Origin of the sequence: Streptomyces sp. NPDC006512 (genome assembly GCF_040611935.1) — a bacterium.
GTDB lineage: Bacteria > Actinomycetota > Actinomycetes > Streptomycetales > Streptomycetaceae > Streptomyces.
In genome coordinates this window covers 1-14,596 of sequence record NZ_JBEXPG010000047.1, presented here as the reverse complement: position 1 = coordinate 14,596, position 14,596 = coordinate 1, and the positions used below count along the sequence as shown (strand labels likewise).

15 protein-coding genes are annotated in these 14,596 nt (G+C 73.0%); 11 read left to right on the top strand and 4 right to left on the bottom strand.

The window, feature by feature from the left end:
* Nucleotides 1-131: 131 nt before the first annotated feature.
* Nucleotides 132-644, top strand: coding sequence for a hypothetical protein (locus tag ABZZ17_RS28200; RefSeq protein ID WP_356879892.1), 513 nt, complete (start codon nucleotides 132-134; stop codon nucleotides 642-644).
* Between the two features lie 440 nt (nucleotides 645-1,084).
* A complete protein-coding gene (locus ABZZ17_RS28195; protein ID WP_356879942.1) occupies nucleotides 1,085-1,561 on the top strand; it encodes a GNAT family N-acetyltransferase in 477 nt (158 codons plus the stop codon).
* 57 nt (nucleotides 1,562-1,618) lie between these two features.
* Here the strand turns inward: ABZZ17_RS28195 and ABZZ17_RS28190 are convergent, their stop codons facing one another.
* The 4 genes from ABZZ17_RS28190 to argC form a co-directional block, all read right to left on the bottom strand.
* On the bottom strand, nucleotides 1,619-2,848 hold the full coding sequence (locus tag ABZZ17_RS28190; protein WP_356879890.1) for an acetylornithine transaminase: 1,230 nt from the start codon (nucleotides 2,846-2,848) through the stop codon (nucleotides 1,619-1,621).
* Nucleotides 2,845-3,681 (bottom strand): acetylglutamate kinase, encoded by an 837-nt coding sequence (argB, locus tag ABZZ17_RS28185; RefSeq protein WP_356879940.1) that lies wholly within the window; start codon nucleotides 3,679-3,681, stop codon nucleotides 2,845-2,847. The genes ABZZ17_RS28190 and argB overlap by 4 nt, the downstream gene beginning before the upstream one ends.
* A gap of 230 nt (nucleotides 3,682-3,911) precedes the next feature.
* The gene (argJ, locus tag ABZZ17_RS28180) at nucleotides 3,912-5,063 is read right to left on the bottom strand and encodes a bifunctional glutamate N-acetyltransferase/amino-acid acetyltransferase ArgJ (protein ID WP_356879888.1); all 1,152 of its coding nucleotides are present in this window, start codon (nucleotides 5,061-5,063) and stop codon (nucleotides 3,912-3,914) included.
* Nucleotides 5,060-6,094, bottom strand: coding sequence for an N-acetyl-gamma-glutamyl-phosphate reductase (argC, locus tag ABZZ17_RS28175; protein ID WP_356879886.1), 1,035 nt, complete (start codon nucleotides 6,092-6,094; stop codon nucleotides 5,060-5,062). Before argC ends, argJ begins: the two co-directional genes overlap by 4 nt.
* Nucleotides 6,095-6,410: 316 nt before the next feature.
* Here argC and ABZZ17_RS28170 point away from each other — a divergent pair, with 316 nt between their 5' ends.
* From ABZZ17_RS28170 to ABZZ17_RS28130, 9 genes are all read left to right on the top strand, one after another.
* The gene (locus tag ABZZ17_RS28170) at nucleotides 6,411-7,856 is read left to right on the top strand and encodes an MFS transporter (protein ID WP_356879884.1); all 1,446 of its coding nucleotides are present in this window, start codon (nucleotides 6,411-6,413) and stop codon (nucleotides 7,854-7,856) included.
* A gap of 179 nt (nucleotides 7,857-8,035) precedes the next feature.
* Entirely contained in the window at nucleotides 8,036-9,229 is a 1,194-nt protein-coding gene (locus ABZZ17_RS28165; protein WP_356879882.1) for an aminotransferase class I/II-fold pyridoxal phosphate-dependent enzyme, read from the top strand.
* Nucleotides 9,230-9,293: 64 nt separating this feature from the next.
* Complete coding sequence (locus ABZZ17_RS28160) at nucleotides 9,294-9,809, top strand: MaoC family dehydratase (RefSeq protein ID WP_356879880.1); 516 nt, start codon at nucleotides 9,294-9,296, stop codon at nucleotides 9,807-9,809.
* A 103-nt stretch (nucleotides 9,810-9,912) separates the two neighbouring features.
* Nucleotides 9,913-10,752: an SAM-dependent methyltransferase gene (locus ABZZ17_RS28155; RefSeq protein WP_356879878.1), complete on the top strand. Its 840-nt coding sequence runs from the start codon at nucleotides 9,913-9,915 to the stop codon at nucleotides 10,750-10,752.
* Nucleotides 10,749-11,795 (top strand): class I SAM-dependent methyltransferase, encoded by a 1,047-nt coding sequence (locus ABZZ17_RS28150; RefSeq protein ID WP_356879876.1) that lies wholly within the window; start codon nucleotides 10,749-10,751, stop codon nucleotides 11,793-11,795. The genes ABZZ17_RS28155 and ABZZ17_RS28150 overlap by 4 nt, the downstream gene beginning before the upstream one ends.
* A 69-nt stretch (nucleotides 11,796-11,864) precedes the next feature.
* The gene (locus tag ABZZ17_RS28145; protein WP_356879874.1) at nucleotides 11,865-12,758 is read left to right on the top strand and encodes a diiron oxygenase; all 894 of its coding nucleotides are present in this window, start codon (nucleotides 11,865-11,867) and stop codon (nucleotides 12,756-12,758) included.
* Nucleotides 12,759-12,791: 33 nt separating this feature from the next.
* Nucleotides 12,792-13,679, top strand: a complete 888-nt coding sequence (locus ABZZ17_RS28140) for a hypothetical protein (RefSeq protein WP_356879872.1) — start codon at nucleotides 12,792-12,794, stop codon at nucleotides 13,677-13,679.
* Between the two features lies 1 nt (nucleotide 13,680).
* Nucleotides 13,681-14,496, top strand: a complete 816-nt coding sequence (gene acpS / locus ABZZ17_RS28135) for a holo-ACP synthase (protein WP_356879870.1) — start codon at nucleotides 13,681-13,683, stop codon at nucleotides 14,494-14,496.
* The coding region (locus ABZZ17_RS28130) for an S-adenosylmethionine synthetase N-terminal domain-containing protein (RefSeq protein WP_356879938.1) at nucleotides 14,493-14,596 on the top strand (104 nt) is incomplete at its 3' end. The genes acpS and ABZZ17_RS28130, both read left to right, overlap by 4 nt.

Genomic DNA, 14,596 nt, shown 5'->3' with positions numbered 1-14,596 from the left:
GACGGCGAGCGCGGCAGGACGAGTGGGCCGACGAGGTCCTGTCCCGCATGGGCTCCCAGGAAATGATGGAACGGGCGCTGCGCGAGGCGCTGCGGCGTACGCCCAGTCAGCGTGAAGAAACGATTGCTCAGATGGCTGACGCCTTGCGCGGGGCCGCCCAGGGCCTTTCCGTTGCCGGGTGCGCGGCCGCCGCCGGGGTGCCGGAGCGCATCCTGCGCGAGTGGCTGGAGATCGACGCCAGCTTCGCCGAGGCGCTCCGCGCCGGGCACGCGCTGGCCGAGGCCCACGGTCTCCGGCCGGGCGCGGAGCCGACCCCCGCCGCGCTGCACCTGATGCTGAACGCGATCCGCAAGGGAGCGGCCTGGCCGGCCGCGGCGACGCTCGTCGGGATCTCCGTCCGCGGGTTCAACCGCCTGCGGGCCGAGGCCCCACAGGTCGGCGCCCTGATCGCCGCGGCCCAGCGGGCCCGGCCGACGAAGACGGGGCCCGGCGGGCGTCGCCGCGTCCCCCAGGCCGGGAGCGGCGGGGCGGGCTACCGGATCGTCAGGCTGGACGACCCCGTCCTGTCCCCGGGCGGGCGTCCGGAGCCCGGGCCGGGCGGAGCGGGCGGTCCGGCGGGGCCGAACGGGGCGGGCCGGGCGTAGCCCTCGGGCGCCCTCGCCCGCGACCCGAGCCGGGGAGCCCACAGTGTTGAGCGCAGGGCCCTGAGTGTCGGGCCCTGGGCTTCGCCCCTGGGGGTCGGGCCTTGGCGTCGGGCACCGGTCGTCGGGCCCGGGCTTCGCCCTGAGCGTCGGGCCCCGATCGTCGTGCCCCGAGCGCTGCCCCCGCGGCCGGAACGCCGGGCTCGGGGGCGGTGTGCCGTGGTCCTGCCGGGCGTGAGGGGCCCCTGTACGCGGCCTCGTTGGCCCGGGTGGGGGAGCGGGGCCCAGGGTTTTGCCTCCCACTTAAGTAAGGCTAACCTTGGTTGCGTGGTTCCGGGTGGTGCGGCGTTCGAGTCGCCTTCCGCTCGCGCCGCAGCCGTACGGAAAGGTAACCCTTGATCACGCTCGCTTCGCGGACCGCCCCCCGGTCCGCCCGTGCCACTCTGCCCGACGCCCTCCCCGTACGCTCCGCGCACTCCGGGGACGCCGCCGCCCTCGCGGCCCTGTCCCAGCCGTTCGTGCGGTCCGGGGCGCTGCGTGCGCGCTCCCTCTCCCTGTACGCGGCGGACGCCGCCGACTTCCTCGTGGCGGACGCCCCCGACGGCACGCTCCTCGGCGCCCTGGCCCTGCGCGTCCACCCCGCCGACGCGGCGAACGGCCGCGGTGCCGCGGGCGTCCTGTACAACTTCTGCGTCGCACCGCGCAGCCAGGGCCGCGGACTCGGTGCGGCGCTCCTGAACGCCGCACTGGCGCGGGCCAACTCCCGCTCGCTGACCGCCCTGTTCACGGCCACGACGGGCAGCGGGGAACTGTTCCTGCGGCACGGCTTCGCCCCGGCCCACGTGAGCCTCGCGCCCCCCGCCTGGGCGAACTCCCTCTCCCCGCACCGCAATTCGCAGGTCCTCGCCCGGGCCCTGTAGGAGCGGAATCCGAAAAGTGGCCGGCACCCCCTCGGGGTGCCGGCCACATCCGTGTTCTCAGGCGCCGAGGACGCCCGGCAGGGCCGCCAGGAGGGCGTCCACCTGCGACTCGGGCACGTTCAGGGCCGGAGCGAGCCGTACGGTCGCGGGCCCGGCGGCGTTCACGAGGAAGCCCGCCTCCTGCGCGGCCCCCTGCACGCGCGGGGCGACCGGTTCGGTGAGGGCGATGCCCAGCAGCAGCCCCGCGCCCCGCACCTCGGCCACCCGGGGGTGCCCCAGTGCCCGGATGCCGCGCCGCAGCCGCTCGCCCTGCCGCGTGACGTGCGCGAGCAGGCCCTCGGACTCGATGGTCTCCAGGACCGCGAGCCCGGCCGCGCAGGACAGGGGGCTGCCGCCGAAGGTCGAGCCGTGCTGACCCGGCGTCAACAGGTCGGCGGCCGCGCCGAAGCCCACCACCGCACCGATCGGCAGACCACCGCCCAGCCCCTTGGCCAGGACCACCACGTCGGGCTCCAGGCCGTCTTCGGCCTGGTGGGCGAACCAGTGGCCGGTACGGCCGATCCCGGTCTGCACCTCGTCCAGCACCAGCAGCGTCCCCGTGGCCCGGGTGATCTCGCGCGCCGCCCGCAGGTAGCCCTCCGGCGGCACGATCACACCGGCCTCGCCCTGCACCGGCTCCAGGAACACCGCCGCCGTTTCCTGCGTGACCGCCGCCCGCAGGGCCTCCACGTCACCGAACGGTACGTGGGACACCCCGCCCGGCAGCGGCAGGAACGGCTCGCGCTTCGACGGCTGACCGGTGAGGGCCAGCGCGCCCATGGTGCGGCCGTGGAAACCGCCGTCGGCGGCGACCACGTGGGTCCGGCCGGTCCGGCGGGCGATCTTGAAGGCGGCTTCGACGGCCTCCGCACCGGAGTTGGCGAAGAACGCCCGGCCGGGCCTGCCCAGCAGCCGCACCAGCCGCTCCGCGAGCGCGACCGCGGGCTCGGACACGTACAGGTTGGAGACGTGCCCCAGCGTCGACAGCTGCCCGGTGACGGCCGAGATCACGGCGGGGTGGGCGTGGCCGAGGGTGTTCACGGCGATCCCGCCGGTGAAGTCGGCGTAGGCGCGCCCGGCCTCGTCCCACACGGTGCTGCCCTCGCCGCGGACCAGGGCCAGCGGCGGGGTGCCGTAGTTGTCCATCATGACCGCGCGCCAGCGGTCCGTCAGTCCCCGGCGGTCCGGGTCCGTGGCGGACGGCGGCCGGACCGGGCCGGTTGCGAGGGTCGCGTTGCCGAGGGTCATGCCGTTCTCTCTTCCAGGTCCGGGACCACGGTGGTGCCGGAGACGTCGCCGGACAGGACGCTGCGGAGCACGGAGTGCGGCACACGGCCGTCCAGCACGTGCGCCCTGCGCACGCCCGCCCGGACGGCCCGCAGGCAGCCCTCCATCTTGGGGAGCATTCCGCTCGCCAGCTCCGGCATCAGCTTCTCCACGCCTTCGGCCGTCAGGCACCCGATGACCTCGGTGCTGTGGGGCCAGTTCGCGTAGACCCCCTCGACGTCGGTCAGCATGACCAGCTTCTCCGCGCCGAGGGCGACGGCCAGCGCCGACGCCGCGAGGTCGGCGTTGATGTTGTAGACCTGCCCGTCCGTCCCGCGGGCCACGGGGGAGACAACCGGGATGCGGCCCTGCTCCAGGAGCGCCCGGATGGTGTCCGCGTTCACGTCGACGATGTCGCCGACCAGCCCGATGTCCACGGGTTCGCCGTCGACCCACGCCGCCCGCCGTACGGCGGTCATGGTGTGCGCGTCCTCGCCGGACATCCCGACCGCGAGCGGCCCGTGGGCGTTGATCAGGCCCACCAGCTCCCGCTGGACCCGGCCCGTCAGCACCATCCGTACGACGTCCATGACGTCCGGGGTCGTCACGCGCAGGCCCGCCTCGAAGCGGACCTCCAGGTCGAGCCGGTCGAGCATGCCGCTGATCTGCGGACCGCCGCCGTGCACGACGACCGGGTACAGGCCGGCGCGCCGCAGCTCCACGACGTCCTGGGCGAACGTCCGCTTGAGCTCCTCGTCCACCATGGCGTTGCCGCCGAACTTGATGACGACGGTGCGGCCCCGGAGCTGCTCCAGCCGGTCCGGGTCCAGGTGGTCCAGTTCCAGGAGGTCGAGCTCCGGCCGGCCGGGCTCCGGGCGGTCCGGATGCGGCAGTTCGGGCTCCGGGGCGGTCGCGGCCGCGTCCGCGCCCACCGTCGCGCCCACCGCCGTGCCCCCCGTCCTGCCCACTTCCGCGACCGTCCCGGTGGCCTGGGACGCGGGCGGGGTGGCGGCGATGCGTGGCTTCATCCGTGTGCCTGTTCCGCTCATGAGCTGTACGCGCTGTTCTCGTGGACGTACTCGGCGGTGAGGTCGTTGGTCCACACCGTCGCGGAGGCCGTGCCGGCGCGCAGATCGACCGTGATCACGATCTCGCGCGCGGACATGTCGACCTTGTCGCGGGGCTCGCCGGCCGCTCCGTCCCGGCACACCCAGACGCCGTTGATCGCGACGTCCAGGAGGTCCGGGTCGAAGGCCGCGGAGGTCGTGCCGATCGCCGACAGGACCCGGCCCCAGTTGGGGTCCTCTCCGTGCAGGGCGCACTTGAGCAGGTTGTTCCGCGCGACGGACCGGGCCACCGTCACGGCGTCCGCCTCCGAGGCCGCGCCGACGACGGCCACCTCGATCTCCTTCGAGGCGCCCTCCGCGTCCGCGACCAGCTGCCGGGCCAGGTCCAGGCACACGGAGTGGACCGCGGCGGCGAACTCGGCGCGGTCGGGGGTCACTTCGGAGGCGCCGGAGGCGAGCAGCAGCACGGTGTCGTTCGTGGACATGCAGCCGTCCGAGTCCACCCGGTCGAAGGTGGTGCGCACGCCGTCCCGCAGGGCGGAGTCGAGCACGTCCGCGGTCACGTCGGCGTCCGTGGTGAGGACCACGAGCATGGTGGCCAGGCCGGGTGCGAGCATGCCCGCGCCCTTCGCCATGCCGCCCACGGTCCAGCCCGGACCCCGCGCCACCGCGGTCTTGTGGACGGAGTCCGTCGTCTTGATCGCGACGGCCGCGTCCTCGCCCCCCTCGGGCGACAACCGCCCGGCGGCGGAGCCGATCCCGTCCGTGATGCGGTCCATGGGCAGCCGGACGCCGATGAGCCCGGTGGAGCACACCGCCACCTCCCGCGCGTCCACGCCCAGCGCTCCGGCCGTCCGTTCGGCCATCACCCGCGTGTCCTCGGCGCCCGCGGGCCCCGTACACGCGTTCGCCCCGCCGGAGTTCAGCACGACGGCGGATATCCGGCCGTCGGCCAGCACCTCCCGCGACCAGCGGACGGGCGCCGCCTGGACCCGGTTGGAGGTGAACACGCCGGCGGCCGCCCGCGACGGGCCGCGGTTCACCACCAGGGCCAGGTCGGGAGCACCGGATTCCTTGATCCCGGCGGCCACGCCGCTCGCGAGGAATCCCTGTGCAGCGGTCACGGTCACGGAGCGACTCCATTCGTCGGCAGGCCCAGCCCTTCCGGCAGACCCAGGGCGACATTCATGCTCTGCACCGCGCCACCCGCGGTGCCCTTCGTGAGGTTGTCGATGGCGCTCACGGCGATGAGGCGGCCGGCGTGTTCGTCCACCGCCACCTGCACCTGAACGCTGTTGGACCCGAGGACGGCCGCGGTCTGCGGCCACTGACCGGCCGGCAGCAGCCGGACGAACGGCTCACCGGCGTACGCGTCCTCGTACGCGGCCCGCGCCTCCCGCGGCCCCACGCCAGCTCCGGGCCGCAGGCGCGCCGAGCAGGTGGCGAGGATGCCCCGGGGCATGGGCGCGAGCGTCGGGGTGAACGACACCGTGACGCGCTCGCCCGCCACGCGGGACAGGTTCTGGGTCAGCTCCGGCGTGTGCCGGTGGCCGCCGCCGACTCCGTACGGGCTCATCGAGCCCATCAGCTCCGAGCCGAGCAGGTGCGCCTTCGCCGCGCGGCCCGCGCCCGAGGCCCCGCTCGCCGCGACGACCACGGCCTCCGGCTCCACCAGGCCCGCGGCGAACGCGGGGTACAGGGCCAGGGTCACCGCCGTCGGGTAGCAGCCGGGTACGGCGATCCGGCGCGCACCCTTCAACCCGTCCCGGGCTCCCGGGAGTTCGGGGAGCCCGTACGGCCAGGTGCCGGCGTGGGCCGAACCGTAGAACCGCTGCCACTCGGCGGCGTCCTCCAGCCGGAAGTCCGCGCCGCAGTCCACGACCAGGACGCCCGGCTCCAACTGCTCCGCGATCGCGGCCGATTCGCCGTGCGGCAGGGCCAGGAACACCACGTCGTGCCCGCGCAGCGACTGCGCCGAGGTCTCCGCCAGCACCCGGTCCGCGAGCGAGGGCAGGTGCGGCTGCACCTCCCCGAGGAGGCGGCCCGCACTGCTGTGCGCGGCCACCGCGCCGATCTCGACGCCGGGGTGCGCCGCGAGCAGCCGCAGGATCTCCCCTCCGGCATATCCACTGGCCCCGGCCACCGCGACCCGTACCGTCATGTTCTTCGTCCCTCTTCGCGCCTGCTCGGTGCCGAGTCGAACCCGACAGCAGCCCGGCTCCACCCCGCGGCTGAACTTTAGCTAAGCCTAACCTAACCTACGCCCTCCCACCCCGACCCCAGCCGAGCAGAGTCACCCCATATGCCGGATTCCTGACGTTCTGAATCCTTCTGGCGGGGCCGCCGCCGGGTCGCCGTGGGGCCCCTCGCGTTTCACGTCAGGGCCGCTGGACCGTCTCTTACATACCCCCATGGGTATGCTACGTTGCTGCGCGAAGGTACCCCCTAGGGGTATAGGGCAGAGGAGGGTCAGGGCAATGTCAACCGTCAATCCCCGGCGCTGGTGGGCACTTGGCGTGCTTGCCACCGCGCAGTTCATGGTGATCATGGACACCTCGATCATCGGAGTCGCGCTCCCCGAGATGCAGAAGGACCTGGGCTTCTCGCAGGGCGAGTTGCAGTGGGTCTTCAACGCCTACGTCATCGTCTTCGGCGGGTTACTCCTGCTCGGCGGGCGGCTCTCCGACCTGTTCGGGGCCCGCAAGGTCTTCGCCGCCGGCTGGGCCACGATGATCGTCGGATCGGTGCTCGCCGCCGCCGCGCAGAGCGCGGCGGTCGAGATCGCCGGCCGGGCCGTGCAGGGCGTCGGCGGTGCGCTGATCGCGCCGTCCGCCATGACCCTGCTGATGATCCTCTTCGGGCACAACCCGAAGGAACTCGGCAAGGCGATGGCCCTCTACGGCGCCGCCGCGCCCGCCGGAGGTACGGCCGGCGTGTTCCTCGGCGGGGTGTTCACCGAGTGGATGAGCTGGCCGTGGGTGTTCATCATCTACGTCCCGATCGGCCTCGCGACGCTCGCCGCCACCAAGCTGCTGCCCGCCGTCCAGGCCCGCCGCGGTTCCGTGGACGTCCTCGGCGCCGTCGCCGTCACCGCCGGGCTCGCGCTCGCCGTCTTCGCGGTCGTCCGCGCACCCGAGGTCGGGTGGGGCGCCACCGCCACCGTGCTGGAGCTGGTCGCGGCCGCCGTCCTGCTCGTGCTGTTCTTCGTGATCCAGCGGACCGTACGCGAGCCGCTCATGCCGCTCGGCGTGTGGCGGATCCCGCGCCTGGGCTCGGCCAACCTCGCGATGACGCTGCTCGGCGCCGCCTGGATCCCGATGTGGTACTTCCTCAACCTGTACCTCCAGCAGGTCCTCGACTACGGGGCCTTCGCCTCCGGCGCGGCCCTGCTCCCCATGACGATCCTGCTGATGATCTTCATGACGGCGATCACCGCGCGCCTCATGGGCCGGTTCGGAGCGAAGCCGCTGATCGCCGGCGGACTGCTGCTCCTGGCCGCCGGACTGGTCTGGCTGTCGGCGGTCGAGCCGACCGGGACCTTCCTGGTGGACGTCCTCCCCGCCTCGCTCGTCGCCGCGCTCGGCATGGCGCTCGCGTACATCCCGGCGATGATCGCCGCGATGTCCGGCGCCCCGCAGGAGCAGGCCGGCCTGGCCTCGGGCATCGTCAACACGACCTACAACGTGGGCTCGGCCCTCGGCCTGGCCGCGTTGACCGCCCTCGCCACCACCCAGGGCGCCGGCGAACTGGGCGACCTGCCCGCACTCACCGACGGATTCAGCGCCGCGTTCCTCGGCGCCGCCGTGATCGCCGCCGTCGGTGCGGTGGTCACCCTCCTCGTCATGAAGGGCGACCGGCCGGCGGCCGCCGCCGCTCCCGCCGCCGACGCCCCGGCGTCGCGCGGCGAGGCGGCGAAGGTGTGACCGTGACGGTGAAGGTGAAGGCGTGACGCGCGGGGCCGCCCCCGCTCACCCAAGGGGCCGCCCGACGTCCTCCCCGGACGTCGGGCGGCCCCTTTCCGTATCCGCAACTCCGACAGCCCGACAGCCCGCAATTCCGACAGCCCGACAGCCCGAGCACCCGAAGACCAGAGGAGTTCCCGATGCAGGACATCCGCACCCGCGCCGTGCACGTCGTCAACGAGCCCCCCGGCGGCGGCAGCAGCCGGCCGCTGTCCGTGCCGCTCGTCCAGTCGTCCGCCTTCGCCTTCGGCTCCGCCGACGAGCTGGCGCGGGCCATGGGCGGCCCGGACGGGGAGTACGTCTACAGCCGCCGCGGCAATCCGACGGTACGCGCCCTGGAGCGGACCCTCGCCGGGCTGGAGGGCGGGGCCTCGGCCATCGCCTTCGCCTCCGGCATGGGCGCCATCAGCGGCGTGCTGCTCGCGCTGCTGCGCCCCGGTGACCAGGTGATCGCGCAGCGATGCCTGTACGGGGGGACGTACGCGGCGCTGAACGACCTGTCGGAGCGGTACGGGGTCGAGGTCGCCCACATCAGCGGCGACGGGCCGGAGGAGTTCGAGGCGCTCGCCGGTCCCCGCACCCGGCTGCTGGTCCTGGAGACCATCGCCAACCCGACGGGCCAGGTCCCCGACCTGCCGGGCCTGCTGGCGGCGGCCCGGCGGCGCGGGGTCACCAGCGCCGTCGACAACTCCCTCGCCTCGCCCGTCCTGTGCCGCCCGATCGAGCTCGGCGCCGACATCGTGCTCCACTCCACGACGAAGTACCTCGCCGGGCACTCCGACGTCCTCGGCGGCGCGGCCGTCTTCGCGGACGACGCCCTGCGCCGCGAGGTGTGGCCCCGCACGGTCGAACTCGGGGCCTGCGCCGACCCGTTCGCCGCCTGGCTGACGCTCCGCGGCATCGCCACGCTGCCCCTGCGGATGCGCGAGCACTGCGCCAACGCGGGGCTGCTCGCGGAGCGGCTGGCCGGCCACCCCGCCGTGTCGGCCGTCCACTGGCCGTGGCTGGGAACCCACCCCTCGTACGCACGGGCCCGCAGCGTCCTCTCCGGCGGCGGCGGGCTGCTCTCGTTCGAGCTGGAGGGCGGCCGGGAGGCGGGGCGGGCCTTCGTGGAGGCGGTCCGCGTGGCGCGGCTCGCGCTGTCCCTGGGCGGGGTGGAGACGCTGGTGACGCACCCCGCCAGTACGTCCCACCGGGAGCTGGACGAAGGGGCGTTGGCGCGGGCCGGCATCGGTGCGGGCCTGGTGCGGATGTCGGTGGGCATCGAGGACCCCGAAGACCTGTGGCAGGACACAGAACAGGCACTCCGGTCTTCTTTTGGGTTGACAAAATAAAAGGCTGATTCGTAGATTGGTTCACGCCAGAGAAACCACTCCTCTACGTCAAGGGGGGCGCGTGATGCGCTACTTCGAGGACTTCCGGACCGGTGACGTCCACGAGCTGGGCACCATCACCGTCACCGCGGAGGAGGTGCTGGAGTTCGGGAAGCGCTTCGACCCGCAGCCCTTCCACACGGACCCCGGGCTCGCCGCGCGGACACCGTTCGGCGGCCTGATCGCCAGCGGCTGGCACAGCGCCTCGATGTTCATGCGGCGCTACGTCGACGGGCTGCTCGCCTACAGCGCCTGTACCGGCTCGCCCGGGGTCGACGAGATCCGCTACCTGAGGCCCGTGCGCCCCGGGGACGTGCTCACGGCACGCGTCGAGATCCTCGGCTCCCGCCCCTCGCCGTTCAATCCGGCCACCGGGGTGGTCCAGCCCAAGTGCACGCTCGTGGACCCCGAGGGCCGGGTCGTGTTCAGCATGATCCTGCACAGCATCTTCCAGCGGCGGCCCGCCGAGACCGACGCCGCGCACCCCGCGTCGTCGTGCGCGGCCGAGGACCCGGTCGCCTGCGTGCGCTCCCTGGCCTGACCCGGCCGGCGCGGGGACACCGCCACCCGCGAGGCACCGCCCCTCGGACGTCCCGCCCCCCGCCCGCCCCCACCCTGTCCGCCGAAGTGAAGGGAGACCTCCCGTGGAGGCCGTATCCCGCACCGCCCAGTGGACCGCCGCAGCGCGGGCCCTGGAGACCGACCGCGAGGACCGGCTGTTCGCCGATCCGTACGCGCGCACCGTCGCCGACACCATCGGCTTCGAACTGCTGGAGCGCTACGCGGGGGCCGGTACCGTGCCGTTCCTCGCGATCCGCACCACCTACCTGGACCGGGCGATCGTCCGCGCCGTCGAGGAACACGGCATCCGCCAGGTCGTGTTCCTCGCCGCGGGCATGGACACCCGCTTCTACCGGCTCCCGTGGCCCGACGGCGTCACCGTCTACGAACTCGACCGCCCCGCCCTCCTGGACGCCAAGGCGGACATGCTGGCGGGCGAACCGGCCCCGGCCGGCCGCACCCGCGTCACCGTCCCCGTCGACCTCACCCAGGACTGGACGGGCCCCCTCGCCGACGCCGGCTGGCGCGCCGGCGAACCGGTGCTGTGGATCGTCGAGGGACTGCTCTTCTTCCTCCCCGAACACGCCGTGCGCAACCTGATCTCCACGCTCGCCGGAACGTCCGCGCCCGGCTCCGTCCTCCTCGGCGACGTCATCAGCAAGTCCGCACTGGACAACCCGCTGTCCCGGCCCTTCCTCAACTCCCTCGCGCAGGACGGGAACCCGTGGCTGTTCGGCACGGAAACCCCCGAGCAGCTCCTCACCGAATGCGGCTGGGCCGTCCGCGAGGTCCGCCAGCCCGGCGAAACCGGCGCCGACTTCGGCCGCTGGCCCTACCCCGTCCCCGCGCGCGCCGTCCCGCGCGTCCCCCGTTCCTTCCTGTTCACCTGCGACCTCCCGACCCCCGAGGTGAGAGCGGCATGACCGGTACCCACGACTTCCACCAGCGCGTCATCAGCGACGCCGGCGCCGCCGTGCGCGGCCTGACCGTCGCCCTCGGCGAACGCCTCGGCCTCTACCGGGCCCTGGCCGAGGCCGGCCCGCTGACCCCGGCCGCACTCGCCGAGCACACGGGCATCGACCCGCGGTACGCCGAGGAGTGGCTGCACGCCCAGCTCAGCGCCGGGTACGTCGAACGCCACCCGAGCGCCGACACGTACACCCTGCCCGCCGACCACGCCCCGGTGCTGGCCGATCCGAACGCCGTCACCTACGCCGCCGGGTTCTTCACCGCGCTCAAGGCCCTCTACGGCACCGAGGACCTGCTCGTCGACGCCTACCGCAGCGGCGACGGCGTCGGCTGGGCGGAACACGACCCGGCCCTCGACACCGGCATGGGCAGCTTCTTCCAGCCCACCTACGAGCACCGGCTCGTCCCCGACTGGCTGCCCGCCCTCGAAGGGGTCACCGGCAAGCTCGCCGCCGGCGGCACCGTCGCCGACGTCGGCTGCGGCGTCGGCCACACCACCCTGCTGATCGCGAAGGCCTTCCCGCAGGCGACCGTCCACGGCTTCGACTACTCCGAAGAGGCCATCTCCCTCGCCCGCCAGCTCGCCGAGGAAGCCGGCCTGTCCGACCGGGTCGTCTTCGAGGTCGCCTCCGCCGACGACTACCCGGGCAACGGCTACGACCTGGTCACCTTCTTCAACGCCCTGCACGACATGGGCGACCCCGTCTCCGCCGCCCAGCACGTCCACAAGTCGCTGGACGCGGACGGGACCTGGATGCTCGTCGAGTCCAACGTGTCGCCCGCCGACATCGACACGCAGACCCCCGCCGCCCGCATGTTCATGGCCCTGTCCGCCGTCATGTGCCTGCCCGTGGCCGTCGCGCAGCGCGGCCCCCACGCCCTCGGCAACCACTCCGGCGAGAAGGCCTTCCGCGCCATCGCCGAAGAAGCCGGCTTCACCCGCTGGCGCCGGGCCACGGAAACCCCCGTCAACGCCGTGTACGAGGTCCGCCCGTAGGCGACCGCCCACCCGGGGCCCGAGCCCAGGGGCATGACGCCCCCCGCCACCACACCGAGGAGACACACCATGGGCGTCAGCGCCCCCCTGCCGGTCACCGACCGGTTCCTGGAAGTCCTGGACCGGCTGAGCTCCCGCTCCATCGAGGAGTACTACAACCCGTACCAGCAGTTCGACTGGCCCGAGAAGCTCGAAGAGGGCCGGATGTGGATGACCCCCGAGCTGCTGACCGTCTACGGAACCCCGTTCTACGACGAGCTCGACGAGCAGACCATCCAGCGCCTCTCGAAGTGGGAGAGCATCAACTTCTACAGCCTCAACGTGCACGGCATCCGCGAACTGCTCATCGAGGTCGTCGGCCGGATCCACATGCCCGGCTTCGAGGTGCCCTCCGACTTCTTCCACCACTTCATCGGTGAGGAGAACGAACACATGTGGTTCTTCGCCGAGTTCTGCCGCCGGTACGGCGACAAGATCTACGGCTCCACCGCCCTGCGCGCCGACTCCGCCTGGGAGCCGGAGGTGGAGAACTTCCTCGTCTTCGCCCGCATCCTGTTTTTCGAGGAGCTCGTCGACCACTACAACACGCGGATGGCACGCGACGAATCGCTGTGCCACACCATCCGCGAGGTCAACCGCATCCACCACCAGGACGAGTCCCGGCACATCGCCTTCGGCCGCGAACTGGTCTCCCTGCTCTTCGCCCGGATGCGCGAGGCCGTCCCCGCCGCCCGGCTCGCCGAGGTCGAGGCCTACCTCAAGCGGTACGTGGTCTACAGCGTCAACTCCCTCTACAACCCCCACGTCTACCGCGACGCCGGCATCGCCGACCCGATCGCCCTGCGCAACGCGCTGGTCGCCGACGAACGGCGCCGCCCCTTCGAACGCAAGACCATCCGCAAGCCCCTCGGCTTCTTCCTGAAGACCGGGATCTTCACGGACGACGTACTGCCCGTCGTCTGAGAGGGCCGACCGCCGCCCGAGAGGTGACTCCCCATGACCGTCACGACCACCGAGAGCGCCACGCCCACCGCGACCGCCGCGACCGCCACGGACATGCACGGCCTGCCGTCGCTCGGCCCCGAGGGCACCGCCCTGCTGCGCCTCCTCGACGACACCTTCGAAGGCTGGGGCGTACGGGCGGGTGCCCGTGCCATGACCATGCCCCCGCTGCTCCCGGCCGCAGACCTGGCCCGGCTCGACTACTACGACAACTTCCCCCACCAGGCCGTCGTCGCCGCGCCGCTCAACCTGGACGTCCGGGAGACCAGCGAGTTCTGTACCGACACCGGCTGCTTCCCCTGCGACGCCCTCCAGCCGGCCGCACTCGGCCTCCCGTCCGCCTCCTGCTACGCCGTGTACATCGACCACCAGGGCCGGCCGGCCGCCGACGACGAACTCGTCACCGTGGTCGGCTGGTGCTTCCGCAAGGAACAGCACTACGAGGGACTGCGCCGCCAACTCGGCTTCCGCATGCGGGAGATCGTCGCCATCGGCACCCGCGAGCACGCCGAGGCCCACCTGGCCGCCTTCACCGCCCGGATCAACGCCTTCGCCGCGGCCCTGGACCTGCCGCTGCGCCGCGAGGCGGCCTGCGACCCGTTCTTCGACAAGGGCAGCTCCAAGGCGGTCCTCCAGCGCCTGACCCCGGTCAAGCACGAGTTCCTGTACGAGGACCTCGCCATCGCCTCGGTGAACACCCACCGCAACTTCTTCGGCGACCGCTGCGACATCCCCCTCGCCTCCGGCGGCGGACCGGCCTTCACCAGCTGCGTCGCCTTCGGCCTGGAGCGCTGGCTGTCCGCGCTCACCCGCCGCCACGGCAGCTGGGAGGCGGCGACCGCCGCGGTCCTCGGCGCGAACGCGGCCGGGCCGGCGATCTGACGTGCCGACCCGACCCGTCGCCGCCCCGCCGGCGGGCGGCCTGGGCTGGGCGAACCTCGGCATGGACATCGTGTCCGTCACCCGTGTCCGCCGGCTGCTCGCCACCCACGGCGAGGACTTCTTCCAGCGCATGCTCACCCCGGGCGAACTCGCCGACTGCCGCACCTCCGCCAGGCTCGACGTACTGGGCCTGTGCGGACGGATCGCCGCCAAGGAGGCGGCGTTCAAGGCACTCCGGGTCCGGGCGGCCGTGTTCCTGCCCTGGCTGGACATCATCGTGCGGCGCTCCGAGGGCGGCTGGCCGCTCGTGGAACTCCACGGTGCCGCCGCCGGGATGGCCGCCGCGTCCGGCATCGCCGGGATCTCCGTCTCCATCAGCCACGACGTGGACTACGCGGTGGCCATCGCCGCCCCCGTCCTCGAAGCCGGCCCGCCGACGCACCCCGGCCCGCCCGCACTGCCCGACCCGCTCGGCCCGTCACGTACCGCATCCACATCCACATCCACATCCGCGTCCCCGTCCTCATCCGACGACGCATCCGTGCACCGCACTTCAAGGAGAGACACCATGTCCGAAGGCCTGCTGTTCATGAAGAACTGGCTCCTCGCCCGCCACGAGGACCTCGACGACATCGCTTCCGACCTGGACCTCATCGAGCACCGGCTGATCGACTCGCTGTCCTTCGTCGAGTTCGTCTTCCTGCTGGAGCAGCACAGCGGACGCCCGATCCAGCTGGAGACCCTGGAGGTCGACTCGATCCGCACCCTCGACGCCATCGAGGCCCACTTCTTCTCCGTCGAGGTGGGGCAGGCATGAGCACGCGCCTGTTCACCTCGGAGTCCGTGACCGAGGGTCACCCCGACAAGATCGCTGACCAGATCAGCGACACGATCCTCGACGCGCTCCTCACCGAGGA